This window comes from Streptococcus sp. A25, from assembly GCF_043674095.1.
Lineage (GTDB): Bacteria > Bacillota > Bacilli > Lactobacillales > Streptococcaceae > Streptococcus > Streptococcus suis_V.
Map to the genome: position 1 here is coordinate 26,361 of NZ_JBIMJO010000010.1, position 14,020 is coordinate 40,380.

General features: G+C 41.2%; 19 protein-coding genes. 2 read left to right on the plus strand and 17 right to left on the minus strand.

Annotated features, from left to right (window positions below; all coding sequences use genetic code 11):
* Nucleotides 1–30 precede the first annotated feature (30 nt).
* From ACHBID_RS05640 to ACHBID_RS05695, 12 genes are all read right to left on the minus strand, one after another.
* Entirely contained in the window at nucleotides 31–264 is a 234-nt protein-coding gene (locus ACHBID_RS05640; protein ID WP_394734390.1) for a hypothetical protein, read from the minus strand.
* Nucleotides 264–638 carry a replication protein gene (locus ACHBID_RS05645; protein WP_394731838.1) on the minus strand — a complete coding sequence of 125 codons (375 nt, stop codon included), beginning with the start codon at nucleotides 636–638 and terminating at the stop codon, nucleotides 264–266. Before ACHBID_RS05645 ends, ACHBID_RS05640 begins: the two co-directional genes overlap by 1 nt.
* A complete protein-coding gene (locus ACHBID_RS05650; RefSeq protein WP_394731837.1) occupies nucleotides 631–1,632 on the minus strand; it encodes a hypothetical protein in 1,002 nt (333 codons plus the stop codon). The genes ACHBID_RS05645 and ACHBID_RS05650 overlap by 8 nt, the downstream gene beginning before the upstream one ends.
* 4 nt (nucleotides 1,633–1,636) lie before the next feature.
* Nucleotides 1,637–1,873 (minus strand): hypothetical protein, encoded by a 237-nt coding sequence (locus tag ACHBID_RS05655; RefSeq protein WP_394731836.1) that lies wholly within the window; start codon nucleotides 1,871–1,873, stop codon nucleotides 1,637–1,639.
* A gap of 88 nt (nucleotides 1,874–1,961) precedes the next feature.
* Nucleotides 1,962–2,126, minus strand: coding sequence for a hypothetical protein (locus ACHBID_RS05660; RefSeq protein WP_162840654.1), 165 nt, complete (start codon nucleotides 2,124–2,126; stop codon nucleotides 1,962–1,964).
* Nucleotides 2,127–2,137: 11 nt separating this feature from the next.
* Entirely contained in the window at nucleotides 2,138–2,323 is a 186-nt protein-coding gene (locus ACHBID_RS05665) for a hypothetical protein (RefSeq protein WP_394731835.1), read from the minus strand.
* Nucleotides 2,324–2,634: 311 nt separating this feature from the next.
* Nucleotides 2,635–4,107, minus strand: coding sequence for a phage/plasmid primase, P4 family (locus ACHBID_RS05670; RefSeq protein ID WP_394734391.1), 1,473 nt, complete (start codon nucleotides 4,105–4,107; stop codon nucleotides 2,635–2,637).
* 17 nt (nucleotides 4,108–4,124) lie between these two features.
* On the minus strand, nucleotides 4,125–5,000 hold the full coding sequence (locus ACHBID_RS05675; RefSeq protein ID WP_394731833.1) for a primase alpha helix C-terminal domain-containing protein: 876 nt from the start codon (nucleotides 4,998–5,000) through the stop codon (nucleotides 4,125–4,127).
* Between the two features lie 197 nt (nucleotides 5,001–5,197).
* Entirely contained in the window at nucleotides 5,198–5,464 is a 267-nt protein-coding gene (locus tag ACHBID_RS05680; protein ID WP_172095116.1) for a DNA-binding protein, read from the minus strand.
* A complete protein-coding gene (locus ACHBID_RS05685; protein WP_394731832.1) occupies nucleotides 5,461–5,646 on the minus strand; it encodes a hypothetical protein in 186 nt (61 codons plus the stop codon). Before ACHBID_RS05685 ends, ACHBID_RS05680 begins: the two co-directional genes overlap by 4 nt.
* A 406-nt stretch (nucleotides 5,647–6,052) precedes the next feature.
* On the minus strand, nucleotides 6,053–6,634 hold the full coding sequence (locus ACHBID_RS05690; RefSeq protein WP_394731831.1) for a Rha family transcriptional regulator: 582 nt from the start codon (nucleotides 6,632–6,634) through the stop codon (nucleotides 6,053–6,055).
* Nucleotides 6,635–6,648: 14 nt separating this feature from the next.
* Complete coding sequence (locus tag ACHBID_RS05695) at nucleotides 6,649–6,846, minus strand: helix-turn-helix transcriptional regulator (RefSeq protein ID WP_024402253.1); 198 nt, start codon at nucleotides 6,844–6,846, stop codon at nucleotides 6,649–6,651.
* 190 nt (nucleotides 6,847–7,036) lie between these two features.
* Between ACHBID_RS05695 and ACHBID_RS05700 the strand changes: the two genes are divergently transcribed.
* A complete protein-coding gene (locus ACHBID_RS05700) occupies nucleotides 7,037–7,480 on the plus strand; it encodes a helix-turn-helix transcriptional regulator (RefSeq protein WP_105111311.1) in 444 nt (147 codons plus the stop codon).
* 246 nt (nucleotides 7,481–7,726) lie between these two features.
* On the plus strand, nucleotides 7,727–8,890 hold the full coding sequence (locus ACHBID_RS05705) for a tyrosine-type recombinase/integrase (RefSeq protein WP_394731829.1): 1,164 nt from the start codon (nucleotides 7,727–7,729) through the stop codon (nucleotides 8,888–8,890).
* Between the two features lie 154 nt (nucleotides 8,891–9,044).
* Here the strand turns inward: ACHBID_RS05705 and rpsD are convergent, their stop codons facing one another.
* From rpsD to ACHBID_RS05730, 5 genes are all read right to left on the minus strand, one after another.
* Nucleotides 9,045–9,656 carry a 30S ribosomal protein S4 gene (gene rpsD, locus ACHBID_RS05710; protein ID WP_002938227.1) on the minus strand — a complete coding sequence of 204 codons (612 nt, stop codon included), beginning with the start codon at nucleotides 9,654–9,656 and terminating at the stop codon, nucleotides 9,045–9,047.
* A gap of 205 nt (nucleotides 9,657–9,861) precedes the next feature.
* Nucleotides 9,862–10,113: a Veg family protein gene (locus ACHBID_RS05715; protein ID WP_105111313.1), complete on the minus strand. Its 252-nt coding sequence runs from the start codon at nucleotides 10,111–10,113 to the stop codon at nucleotides 9,862–9,864.
* Between the two features lie 3 nt (nucleotides 10,114–10,116).
* Nucleotides 10,117–11,472, minus strand: coding sequence for a replicative DNA helicase (dnaB, locus tag ACHBID_RS05720; RefSeq protein WP_105138580.1), 1,356 nt, complete (start codon nucleotides 11,470–11,472; stop codon nucleotides 10,117–10,119).
* A 40-nt stretch (nucleotides 11,473–11,512) separates the two neighbouring features.
* Complete coding sequence (gene rplI, locus ACHBID_RS05725) at nucleotides 11,513–11,965, minus strand: 50S ribosomal protein L9 (RefSeq protein ID WP_105122429.1); 453 nt, start codon at nucleotides 11,963–11,965, stop codon at nucleotides 11,513–11,515.
* Nucleotides 11,966–11,975: 10 nt separating this feature from the next.
* Nucleotides 11,976–13,937 carry a DHH family phosphoesterase gene (locus ACHBID_RS05730; RefSeq protein WP_105160727.1) on the minus strand — a complete coding sequence of 654 codons (1,962 nt, stop codon included), beginning with the start codon at nucleotides 13,935–13,937 and terminating at the stop codon, nucleotides 11,976–11,978.
* Nucleotides 13,938–14,020: the final 83 nt, after the last annotated feature.

Below are 14,020 nucleotides of genomic sequence, written 5' to 3' on the forward strand. Positions count from 1 at the left end.
TCCAACCCCAATGATCTGCAAAGGCTGCTTTTATAGTCTATCATCGAAAATAAAATCATGCTCAGTTAAACAAAAACTTTTTATCGTTTCACAAACCTCTGCTTCGTTGGCAACTCTAAAAACACTTGTTTTTTCTCCGTTAGGCTTTCGCTTAGTAATCTTTATAAATCCGTCTGTATCATAATTGATAAACACAAACCAATCGTTATTGTGCATATATTGATCTTTAAGTTTTAGCGCTTTCTTTTTCAATTCGCTTACCATCATTCCTCCGCTATTCTTAACTCCAGCTCTTCAACAATTTCAAGCACGTTATCCACCTCATGCGACTTCATAGCCATATTCAGAATAGTCTGCGCCGCCTGTTGTCGTGCGTAAGGGCTGACCGTTTCATCGTTCATAATTTCTTCTAAAACTTCTACAGCTCGTATGCTAGCATTCTGCAACTTGCCTGTAGCTTGCTGCATGATGTCTGTGCGGTATTGTCTGTAAGCTCGTTTGAATGTAACGTCTTTTAGATATTTCTGCCCTGTACTCCTTGCAATTCCAGCAAGCTTGCTTGCCTCGGTGACCGTCGGTGCAGTCATCAAGGCAAGCATAAACTTCTCTTGCTTAGGCGTTAATTTCTCGCTATTCATTAAAATTCACTTTCTTCTGTTCAAGTTCGTATTTTATAGCTGTTTCAACTGCGTAGTATTGTTTTCTATACTCTTCATCGTTTTGCAGTTTCAAGTCATGGCGTTTTTCAAGAAATTGTAAATGGCGGTAAGCATCATAATCATCACGGGTAAAATCCCATCTGTCTGTAGTTGTATCGTCAAAACGCTCTTTCAGATATTTGAAGCGGATTGTAACGTCGTAATTTGGGCTTATTCTATAAATACGGTCGTCAAATTCTTCAAACTCCATTTTTTTCACGGGTTCGGGTTTGAAAAACGCTGGCTTATCTGCTTTTTTCACCGTCGGGATCTCGTTGATTAGTTGGCTGATTTTTTGAATATGGTAGTCCAGTGCCGTAACATGCTGGTTACTTGATAGGAAAAGGTCTAAATTTTCAAATGTGTAACCATTGTCCGAATTATTAGGGAAATAGACAATGTCCAGCCCTGCGGTTTTAGTTTGAAATAAAACTGAATAATCCTGCTGCCATTCTTTATAAAACGGATCTTCTAGCCATTGGCCGTCACGTTTTAATTGCTGATTCTCAAGCAATGATGCAATTTTATAATCATCAGGATAAGCGGCTTGAATTCTTTTGAGTTCATAGTTTGAAAAATTCCGCTGTTCATCGCTTAACAATTCAATAATGTCCTCGCGATCCATGATTGAAAATTCCAAGTCAAAATCTTGTCTGCGTAAAATTTCCGCTTGTGGATCTGTGTATGTATTGCGGGTATTTTTAAATTGCTTTTCAATGACTTCCATCTGGTGACGTGCTTCCGTCATCTTTTTATTTTTGTAATCATTGTTGGCTTCTTCAGTTTCTTTTTTTAGTTTTTTCCTGAATGTTTCAATAACTTCTGGGCGAACATCATAGGCTACTTTTTTGCGCCACTCAATCACACCATCCAAGTATTTTTTAAAAATTGCTTTATATTCATTTGTCTTTGCATAATTTAATTGTAATGTCATTTTGTTAATTCTCCTCTTTTAAAATGGTTTTGATTTGTTTTCTGAATTCATCATTCTCTGCGAACGTACGGAAATTTATTTCATACGGCATTTCCTCAAGTTGTTTCTGAATATCTGGGTAACATATCATCTGGCGGATCACTGCTAGCCATTCGGCGATGATTTCTTCCAGGTTGTATTTTTTATTGGCTATTGCTAACTCAATATTTTTTAGTCTTTTTAGAATTCGCTGCTTACTCATTTTTTACCTCCTTTCTGCAAACAAAAATGGGCACACTAAACAAAACAATAACTGTCATGTAGTGCGCCCCAGGGTTGTTCCCAATAGACTATTTTTTGATTTCTTTCTTTTCAAGACGTGTAAACTTGCCATCTAGAAAATGTAGAGTTATCTCCCCAAAGTCTGGGGTTTTCTCTTTCACTATTATACCATGTTTATTATATAAAATAAAGCCTTTGAGTACTGTTTGAAGTAGTTCAATCTCTTCTCTCATGCCCACCCCCTCTAATTTGTTTGTTTTTGGTTATCTTTGTATAATACAGTGATCATCTGTAACAAACTGCCACCGAGGGCGGTGATTACATTTATTTTCACGTCAATCACTTCTACAGTTGCCATAAAGTCATTTACTCGGTTTTCAAAATCTTGTAGGCTTTCTTCGTAAGATTTTCTAAATAGTTCAATTTTCATGTTTTTTCCTCACTTTAAGATAAATTATGTAAACTTTTGGAATGTAGTAGTTCTTTTCAAAAAAGAATAACTACACTGTCAAACCCTTGTCCCGTAAGGGTTTAGCCACTTTGTAGTGAATGTAGTCGTTCTTTTCAAAAAAAGTTTTATTTTTTATATATAGCTCTTTTTTACTTTCCTATATACATACTTAAAAAACAACGACTACAACGACTACAAACAACACTTAAACCCTTGATATGATTGAATAAATTGTGTAGTCGTTCTCCAAAAAAACAACGACTACACAACGACTACAACGACTACAAAATCTACTCATCTTTTTCAACCAACCGTAGGGGGTATTCGGTGTACTCTGCAATGGTCAGCGGATAGGGAAAAACTTCGGCTTCTTTTTTCTTCAATCTGCCTTGTCTGAGTGAATACTTACCGCCTGTGTGTACCCTCAAGATTCTAACAAGGTCTTTCCCGAAACTGTACGGAATATGTGCCGATAGATCATTCTCAGCTAAAAAAGTCCGATATTCTTCTTTTATCCACTTCAACGGTACACGCTCAATCAAATGTAAATCCCGTTCGGTGTAGTCGTCCGTCACAAATGCGTATAAGTAGTCATTTTCTTTCTTGTAGCTGTCAATCTCTTTGGCCACTGCTTCGGGTTCAATAAACTTGTCAAACGCTGGCATGTTCAAGATTTTAAATAGTACCCATTCCAATAGCTCTTGGTCTTTAAAAAACACATTCTTAATCTCTGGGCGTTCTTTCTGGCCATTAAAATCAGCCTTAAAGGGTACAATACAAAGCCGTCTATACCAGCCTTGTGACTTGTTCCGAACTCTTGGCAACTCGTTAGCAGAAAACAAACAGAATAGTTTTAAACTCAGTTCAAACGGTTGTTGATGTTTTGGGTTAATCGTGACGGTGTCGCCTGTGACAATACTCATCAAATCAGAAACTTCATCGATGTATCTGTTAGAAATATCATCACCGATATTACAAACTTTACCCGCCAGACTGGCTAAGTTGTGCCCCTCGAATTGGTCGGGGCGTAAGGTTGCCACCTTGTCCGCTCCTATCAGGTTCATCAGTAGGCTCTGAAATGTGCCCTTACCGTTGTTGCCGTCACCTAATAGAATTGCAAGTTTTCCCCGTGTCCTATTTGGGTTAATAGCCTCATTCATGATCTGCCACAATAAAGCATATATTTCACTGTCACCGCATGCAATGATTTTTAGCCATTGTTCAAAGTCAAACCAGCCATCTAGTATTGGTTTTCTTGCTGCTCCATTGTATGCCGTTCTAATCTTGCTTGTGATAACAAAATCAGGGCTAAATGGTTCTAATTGCTTTGTCTTGAGATTAAACACCCCGTTCGCTACTGGTATGCGTGTGTGGTCGCTGAAAGGTTTATAAATTCGGGTAGTTGTCCGAATAAATGCCCGAATGTCTGCCCATACTCTAGGCTTGAGCCTGCTGTCAAACTTTGCACATAGTTTGTTGAATAAGTCCGCGCTATCGGTATAAATTCCCTTGTCATAGTGATACAAGTATAGCGGTGACTTGTCCGAACTGTCACCCGTGGAGATGAAAGCAAAGTGACAAACCTGTTTTAGATACTTAGCAACGGTGCTGACTTCTGGGATTGGAATTACTATTTTTTCATTCTTCTTGCCCTCGTTGACTGTGTACTGGTGTTCTTCTCTCCAGATTGCGCCAAGTTCGTATAATGTGTTATAAAGTTCCTTCATACTTGTAGGCTCTGAAACAGTGCTGACCTGCTCCATCTCTGCCTGTAATTGTTCTAGTTCGATACTCCTAGCCCTCTCTTTCTTATTTCTGTTTTTACAATGCTTTCAAACGTTGTTTCTAGTTCGTCAACTGGCAATGGATCAGCCGTTACGCTGTTGGCGATCTGTGTAAGCTCCCACGCTGTCGGTATATCACAGTTGACCCATTTACCAACTAATAAGCCTACAAATCGGGTAACTGCTACATTCCTACCGCCTTCATCTCCAAAGCCATTAAAAAGCGTATCTATAACCCTCATAGTGATTGAACGGTGTCCGCTAGGTCGTGGGGTGTAAGTAGTAGTTACAGCCCTTTTTGTCGGCTGTTTATCCAATACCGCTTGAATAGGGTAATCGCTCCCCCTGTGAATAATTTTCTGATATTCTTCTGGATCTCCAGCCGTCACGGGTAAGCCTTGCAACTGTGACCATGTAAGACTAGCAAGGTCAAATGGTAGTCCGATTTTGTCCGCTATCTCTTGCACTGTTGCCCTGTAGGTTGTTTCTTTCATCTTGTGACTAGGCTTCACTACAAGCCTGTAACGGGGCTTCTCAGCCGTGTGTTTGATAGTTGGGTAAATGATATAGGAATAGTCAGAAAGTGCCTCAGAAACGATTCTGGGAAAGTCTACGCTTGCTTCTAGCTCGTCATAGTCCAAGAAAACTAAATCGCGATAGACAAGGCTTGAATTATTCCGCCTGTGAGTGCCTTTTTTATCTGCTGTGACTTTGCCACTGATACAATAGGGGGCTTGTGTGCGTTTGAATTGCTCAATGTCCGCCCCCTCTGGTACTTTCATAGGTCTAAACTGTGCTATGTACTCAAACGGTTCTAACCTATCAAACGGATAGACTAGATTATTCTGAAAACCCCTAGCCTCGTAAATCATTTTCTAACCGCTCCAGTCGTTCCTCTAGCTCGTTGATTCGGTTTTGTAGTTCAATGACAAGGTTCTCAAGCTCGCCTGTGTAAAATTCGTTCATGTTGCTTTCTCCTTTATTTGAAATTGTTATAATATCCAACGCTATAAACTATTGATTTTATTGAGTTTCTGCGGATAATCTCAAAATTTATTACCCTTTTTACTCACTCAACCGCCAAAAAGTTGTATATGTCACTCGCTCGGTAAAATATTTTCTTGCTATTCTCAAATGGTGACTGATACCGTTGCAGGCCCATATGCTCCCAATTTCTCAGCGTAGTTCCAGAAACATTCAACTTGTCAGCTACTTCGTCCGCTGGTATCAGGTCAAAATGTTCTAGTTTTTGCTTCTCCAGCTCCAGGCGTTTATCCAGGTGTCTATCCACTACTCCTAATATATCTAACTCCGTTTCTCGTGACAGTATGCTCATGCTTGCACCTCCAGCAGATTCGTCCAGTCAATGATCCATTGCTTTTTATCTTCTTGGGAAAGTGTCAAAAAACGTTCTTCTTCCTCTTTAGGTATTTTGTTCTCTATGATGCCAATGATAAGCCCATAGAGTGCTGGGCGTTGCTCCTTGATTTCCTCAACTATCTGTTCTAATTTGTTCATGTCCATCCTCCTAATTGTAATATCTGCCCTGTGATTGAATATAGGCCCCGTAGTTCGCATTTGTTAGCCGTCTGGTGTTGTTACTCTCTGGCTTGGTTTTAGGCTTGCTATGGAGCTGATACGTTCCTAGATGTAGCCATAGAAAGATGTTCAGCGGTGTTAGTATTGCGATAAGCACTAACGCTGTTTCTATTGTCATTTCTTGCATTTTATAAATACCTCATTTTTTTCTGTAATTGGTTTTTACTATACGTGCTATTTTTTTTATTTGCCTGTTCAAATATATCTGTTTGTGGTATAATTAAATAAATACCTAACTAAATCCCATACTTGCTTTTGTGGTTTTAGTTGTTTAGTGGAAGGCTTGGAAGTTTGGTCGCTCTCAAAGCCTTTTTTGTTGTCGTTTTTAGTGTGCTACTTCCTGCATGAATTTTGTTAGCTTATGCGTTAGATAGCTCTTTTCTAGCATGTCAGTAGTTTCTGCAATCGCCTGGGCGAGCGTGTCCACGTAGAAACGTTCAGCGTTTGCCATGCGTTGGTAGATGTCAATTTCTTTCATGAATGCTGCTTCCCTCGCTCCGATTGGCTTACGTTTTAGCTCACGCTTGGGCTTTTTACATTCCTTTTCCATAGCGTGAAAGGCTTCAATATACTGGGCTGTAAATAAAATACCTTTCTTGCCTGTCATCTTATTCGCGATCATCTCGCAACCTTTGCGACTGCACCAAAACATTTTATAAGCTCGTCCACCGTCTTCTGCTTGGTAAGTATCGGCGATAAAATAGCCCTCAACCCTTGGTGTTATGCCATTCCCCAAAATTGGGGTTTGCTCATCATCACTAAAAACACAGATATATTTTTCAATGTCTCGTATAAGATGGTCATGTCGTTTCTCAGTCCATTCTGCGATGTCACGGCTTGAAATGTATTGTGTACCGTCTGTTGTAGTCATCGTGTGACCTGTTCCAATTGTCATAAAATTATTCATTGTCTGCTCCTTTCTTATTCCTCTGGCGTTAGTAGTTCATCAATCGTCACGCCTAAATAGTTTGCGACTTTTTGAAGCGTTTCAATATCTGGCTTCTTGGTACGTTCGTAGTACAAAGCCGTCAAAGTGCTTTTTGAAATGCCTGTAGCCTCTGCGACGTGTGAAACTTTCTCACGGCGTTTGGCTAACAATACACGCATATTGTTCTTCATGATCTTTTCTCCTTTCTGTTTTGATAACCAACCTGAATAGATTGAAAGGTGTTGCGGTTGGTTTGCACCGTTATTCGGTGCTATGTTTGTATAATAGCACTTTATTTTTTCGTAGTCAACACTTTTTTTGAAAAAATATTGTACATTTTTTCGGTGTCATGTTATAATTTGCGTGAAAGGTGTTGAAATTATGAATAGATTAAAAATTTTACGCAAAGAAAAAGGCTTGTCCCAACAAGCTCTAGCGAAAGAAATTGGTGTTTCATACAGAACACTCCAAAATTGGGAAAACGGCGTCAATACTATCAAACCAGACAAAGCCCAGGCACTCGCTGATCATTTTGGGGTACCTGTCGGGTATCTGTTGGGGTATGAAGATAAATCGGAAAAACCTCTGTTTACGGTTGATTATTCCATGCTACGAACAATTACAGATATTAACGATATAGAAGAAATTGACAACTTGATAACCGATACACTTCTGGCCAATCGAATTTTAGATAGATTAGTTTCTACAATGAGTTTAAGTGGTTTTGGCGATTACAATGTAGTTAGTCAAGTAATGTCGTGGTTGTTAGATTTTAGCGATGAATTACATTTTCGAAAACTACAATTAGAAAAAGAAAGAAAATAGCTATTCCACGCTCTCAGGGGCTTCCCTAAATGTTGAAACGTTGCAACATTTGGAAGTTCATGAGCTCAGAATACTGCTCACCCTGTCAAACGCTCTAAAACGCCCATATTTGCATTTTACTCTTGACTGGTATATTTACCCTATCAAACCAAAATAAACGTAAATAGGGCTATTCTCGTAAGCCCTAGCATGATAAATACTTAACTAAATCCCATACTTGCTTACTGATGTTAGAAAGGTATGATCATGAATATTACAGAATACAAAAAGAAAAACGGTACTATCGTGTACCGCTCAAGCGTTTATCTTGGAGTTGACAAGTTGACCGGCAAGAAAGCACGGACAACCGTCACGGCTAGCACTAAAAAGGGTGTAAAAATCAAAGCTAGACAAGCACAATTGGAGTTTGAGAAAAACGGGAATTGTGTCAAAGAGAAACCAACCATCACTACTTATCGGGAGCTTGTCGCTCTGTGGTGGGAAAGTTACAAGAATACCATCAAGCCAAATTCCCAGCAATCTATGGAAGGTATTGTTAGACTTCATATTTTGCCCGCATTTGGCGATTACAAGCTAGATAGGCTTACTACTCCTATCATCCAGCAACAAGTCAATAAGTGGGCTGATAACGCCAATAGAGGTGTCCAGGGTGCCTATGCCAATTACAGTTTTCTAAACAATATCAACCGTCGCATTCTTCAATATGGTGTGACTATGCAACTGCTGCAACATAACCCCGCCCGTGATGTTATTGTGCCACGTAAACAACAGAATAAAGAGCAAAAAGTCAAGTTCTTCAGTAATCAAGAATTGAAACAGTTTCTTAATTACCTGGATAGCTTGGATCAGTCAAATTATGGCGATTTCTTTGACTACGTTCTTTACAAGACTTTACTGGCCACTGGTTGCCGTATCGGTGAGGCTCTGGCGCTAGAATGGTCTGATATTGACTTAGATAGCGGTACGATCAGCGTAACAAAAACACTCAATCGATACCAAGAAACGAATACCCCAAAATCTAAATCAGGGCTGCGGGATATTGAAATAGACAAGGCTACTGTGTTGTTGCTCAAGCAATACAAAAAGCGTCAGCAGGCTCAAGCCTGGAAGCTGGGGCGGTCTGTGAGTATTGTATTCACTCCATTTACTACCAAATACGCTTACGCTTGCCTACTCAGGAAAAGACTACAAAAGCATTTTAAGGCTGCTGGTGTCCCTGATATTAGTTTTCATGGTTTCCGCCATACTCACGCCACTATTATGCTCTACGCTGGGATAGAGGCCAAAGACTTACAGTATAGGCTTGGTCATTCAAACATTGCCATGACCTTAAATACTTACGTTCACGCCACTAGGGAAGGTGCAAAAAAAGCCGTCTCAATCTTTGAGGCAGCTATCAGCAATTTATAAAAAATAAGGGTGTCGCGTTTTGCGACTACCCTCTTACTATATCAAAATTAGCTAGGGATAGCTAAAAGGGTAGTAAAATCAAAAAAGCACTCTAGGAAAGAGGCCTAAAGTGCTTAATTTCAAGGCTTTACAGCCTATCATATTCAATAAAATATTACAACATTTTGTTGTAGAATTCTACGACAAGTGCTTCGTTGATTTCTGGGTTGATTTCATCGCGCTCTGGCAAGCGAGTCAATGAACCTTCCAATTTTTCAGCATCGAATGATACGAAAGCTGGACGGCCAAGAGTTGCTTCAACAGCCTCAAGGATAGCTGGAACTTTGATTGACTTCTCACGAACTGAGATTACTTGACCAACTTCAACGCGGTATGAAGGGATGTCAACGCGTTTGCCGTCAACAAGGATGTGACCGTGGTTTACGAATTGACGTGCTTGACGACGAGTAGTTGCCAAACCAAGACGGTACACAACGTTGTCCAAACGACGCTCCAAAAGAAGCATGAAGTTGAAACCAAGAGTACCTTGTTTGATTTTAGTTGCTTGTACGAACAAGTTACGGAATTGTTTTTCACCCAAACCGTAAGAGAAACGCAATTTTTGTTTCTCAGCCAATTGCAAACCGTATTCTGACAATTTAGATCGGTTGTTTGGTCCGTGTTGACCTGGTACGTAGTTACGACGTGCCAATTCTTTACCTGTACCTGTCAATGACAAGCCAAGACGACGAGCTTGTTTCCAAGATGGTCCTGTATAACGTGACATAGTTATGTCCTCCTAAAATAAAAAATATTGTTGTAGGAAATAACTGTTTAAGCAAACCTGATTCGTGCAGGAGGCCTTCATCGAAACAGCAACGATTACTCTTCTTGCTGACCTTCTGTTGACGAGCTTCATTTTGCCCTGCTGTTATTTCGCACAAAGAATAGTATAGCACAGAAAAAAGGCTCTGTAAAGCCTTTTATAGCGATTAATCCAAATAATGAATCAAAATCTTCTCCGTCAAGATGTCTGAGTAGGTATAAGATTCCACAAAGGTATTGTTTGGATCCTCATACTCCACAATAAAGAGTGACTGATAGACCTCGATAATCCGACCTTGCTTGTTTTTTTCACGCTTACGCCCATTCTCCAGGGTCAATTCCACAATTTGCCCTTCATGGTCCTTAATATCCTGTTTGATTTGCTTCATCTTGGCAACATCTGTAAATGCATCACTCATGCTCTATCCATCCTCTCTCTTGGAAATACTTGCAAATTTATTGTACTCTTTTTGGAACATGAGTTCCACGGTGCCACGCGCACCCGAACGGTTTTTCTCGATGATAACCTCGACCGTATTATTGGGAATACCACCGTCTTCCTGCTCACCCCGCTCATAATAATCATCACGGTAGAGGAAGGCAACAATATCCGCATCCTGCTCAATCGAACCCGATTCACGAATATCAGAAAGAACTGGACGTTTGTCCTGCCGTTGCTCAACTCCACGAGACAGCTGACTGAGGGCAATAACCGGCACTTTCAATTCCTTGGCCAGAATTTTCAGCTGACGGGAAATCTCCGAAACCTCTTGTTGCCGGTTTTCGCGACCAGTCCCTGTAATCAACTGCAAGTAGTCAATCAAAATCAGACCGAGATTGCCGGTTTCTTGGGCCAATTTCCTCGACCGCGAGCGAATCTCCGTAATTTTGATACCCGGCGTATCGTCGATATAAATGCTAGCCCGCGCTAAATTGGCTTGAGCCACCATATACTTGTTCCACTCTTCTTGAGTCAAGTGACCCGTACGAATGGCACGCGAATTGATAACCCCTTCCGAGGCCAGCATACGGTCCACCAAGCTCTCTGCACCCATTTCCAAAGAAAATATGGCGACGGTCAAGCCTAGCTTGGTCCCGATATTTTGCGCGATATTGAGGGCAAAGGCCGTTTTCCCCACCGCAGGACGGGCCGCAAGGATAATCAACTCTTCCTCGTGGAGTCCTGTCGTCATTGCATCCAGTGCAGGATAGCCCGTCGCAATCCCCGTAATGTCCGAAGTCTGCTTGGCACGGGTTTCCAGATTATCAAAGTTGATATTGAGGACATCGTCAATCCGTTTGAAACCGCTACGGCTAGCTCCTTCGCTGACATCAATCAGGGCCTTCTCTGCATTGGCAATAATATCATCCGACCCGTCAGCTCCATCGTAGGCCTGATTAACAGCCTCTGTCAGACGAGCAATCAACTTACGCAGGTTGGATTTCTCAGCGACAATCTTGGCATAGAACTCCGCATTGGCCGCCGTCGGTACCGAACTAATAATCTCTGCCAAATAAGCCAAGCCACCGATATTTTCCAAGTCACCATGATTGACCAAGTAGTTACGCATAGTCGTCGCATCAATGGCCTCATTCTTGTCCGCCAACGCAATCATTGCCTTGAAAATCAGCTTATGAGCGTGCTTGAAAAAGTCTTCAGCCTCGATATACTCACGGACAAAGACCAGCTTGCCCTCGTCTAGGAAAATGGCACCCAACACCGACTGTTCCGCTAAAATATCCTGGGGCTGTACCCTCAATTCGTCTAATTCTGCCAAGATTTCACCTCCTCACCAATATGACTAAAAATCAAATAGTTTAAGCCTCTTTGATACTCAAATTGATGACGCCTGTTACATCCTGATAGATTTTCACAGGAACATCAATCAAACCCAAGGCACGAATTGGGTGGTCCAATTGAATATGACGCTTGTCAATCTTGATACCAAATTGTTTTTCCAATTCCTCGGCAATCTTCTTGCTGGTAATAGAGCCGAAGGTACGTCCGTCTGGACCCACTTTTTCGACAAATTTGACCAAGGTAGCTTCCTCAGCCAGCTTTGCCTTGATGGCTTCTGCTGCTGCAACCTGCTCGGCATGGGCTTTTTCTTTTGATTTTTCTTGACCACGCAGGGCACTGATGGCCTGGGTAGTTGCCTCTTTGGCTAAGTTTTTCTTAATCAAAAAGTTTTGGGCATAGCCTGTTGGCACTTCCTTGATTTCGCCTTTTTTTCCTTGGCCTTTTACGTCTGCTAAAAAGATAACTTTCATCTATTCTCTCCTAACTTTCACTAAGTTCCTGACGAATCGTATCCGTCAATTTATCATAGACTTGATCCATTGTAAGGTCGTAGACTTGGGCTGCAGCCAGGTTAAAGTGACCGCCTCCGCCCATTTCCTCCATAATCCGCTGGACATTGATTTTACTGTGGCTTCTTGCAGAAATCGCCACATAATCTTGAGTATTTTCCGTCAGAACAAAGACTGCCTCAATGCCTGCCATATCCAAAATGGTATCCGCCGCCTTACTTGGAACGACTGTATCGTACTTCGTTCCTTCCTTGCCACGGGCAATGACGATTTGGGGTTCAAACCGCTGTCCTTGCAAAATCAGCTCGTTAATCTGACGGTATTCATCAAATTCTGTCGCTGAAATCTGCTGAATTTCCAGACTATCACTACCGCGAGTACGCAGATAGCTAGCCACATCGAAGGTCCGACTGGTCACGCGCGAGGTAAAATTCTTGGTGTCCAGCATAATCCCCGCCATCAACAAGCTTGACTGAAGACGATTAAGCTTGTGGCGCTTGTCATTCTGGAATTGAATAAGCTCTGTCACCAACTCACTGGCTGAACTTGCACCACTCTCGATATAGGTCAAGATAGCATTATCAGGGAAATCCGTATCTCTACGATGGTGGTCTACGACTATAACCTGGGTAAACAAATCATACAATTCCTTATCCAAGGTCAAGCCAATCTTAGAATGATCCACCATGATCATCAGAGAGTGGGAAGTAACCATCTGCTTGGCTTCTTGAATTGTAAGCAGGTTCGAACAATTCTCATCGCTCAATTTTTTTATCGCACGAACAATATCCGGGGCCATCTCATCGGGATTATAGACCGTATAGGCATTGTTCATGATATTTTGCGCAAAATACTGCATCCCAACAGAGGAGCCCAGAGCATCCATATCCAAGTTTCGATGTCCGACTACAAACACCGCATCGACTGACTTGAGCTTATCAGACACCGCTGTCATCATGGCACGAGTACGGGTACGAGTACGTTTGACAGATGATGCTGAGCCGCCACCAAAAAAGAGCGGTTGTTTACGGTCGTCATTCTCTTTGACAACAGCCTGGTCACCACCACGGACCTCTGCCATGTTCAAATTTTGCAGGGCAACTTGACCAATTTGATGATGGTTGGTTGTCCCGTAAGCCAAACCCATACTAAGCGTTAGGCTTAATTCTAACTTTTTAGCCTCTTCACGAAACTTGTCAATGACCGAAAATTTATCTTCAATCAAACTTTCCAAAACACCGTAGTCCGTGAAAAAATAGAAACGATCCATAGAACCACGGCGGTAGTAAATGCCATAACCATTACAAAAATCGGACACAAACTGAGCCAAGAAAGAATTGACCTGGCTAATCTGAGAATCCGTTATTGTATCCTCCAGCTCATCATAGTTATCCACCGAAATGATCCCGATAACTGGTCGACTGCCAATCAAACTATTGGTTGCAGAATATTCATTGGAGGCATCAAAAAAGTAAAATAAGCCCTGTTCAAAATCAACATTGACCGCATAGCGTTTTCCAGAAAAATTAGCATAAACCCTATCTTCATCTAGACCGACATCAATAATTTCACGTAGCTTTTTCTGGTCAAATTCACCATTTTCCTGAGCGAAAATCAACTCCGCAAAAGGATTAAACCACTCGACTTGATTGGTCTCTGCTTGAACCTTAATCACACCGATCGGCATCTGATCCAAAAGCTTCATGAGACCAGAATTTGCCTGACTATTTAAATATTCAATCTGCTCCAGTTCGCTAAATTCATAGGAATGTTTCTGATAAATAAAGAGCACAACTAAGACAATTAAGCTCAGTAAAAGCGCAAAAATTGTGAGGACGCTTGTCGGAAAAATGCGGTGAATAACAGCCACTAGTCCAAACAAAATCAGTCCAATCATGACAAAATGAATTGTCGAAAATCGAAATTTTTTCATCACTAACCTCTGACTGCCATTCTACCATAAATTACCGAAAAATTCTAGCTATGACCCTGAAATCCAAAGGAAAAAGCAGTCAC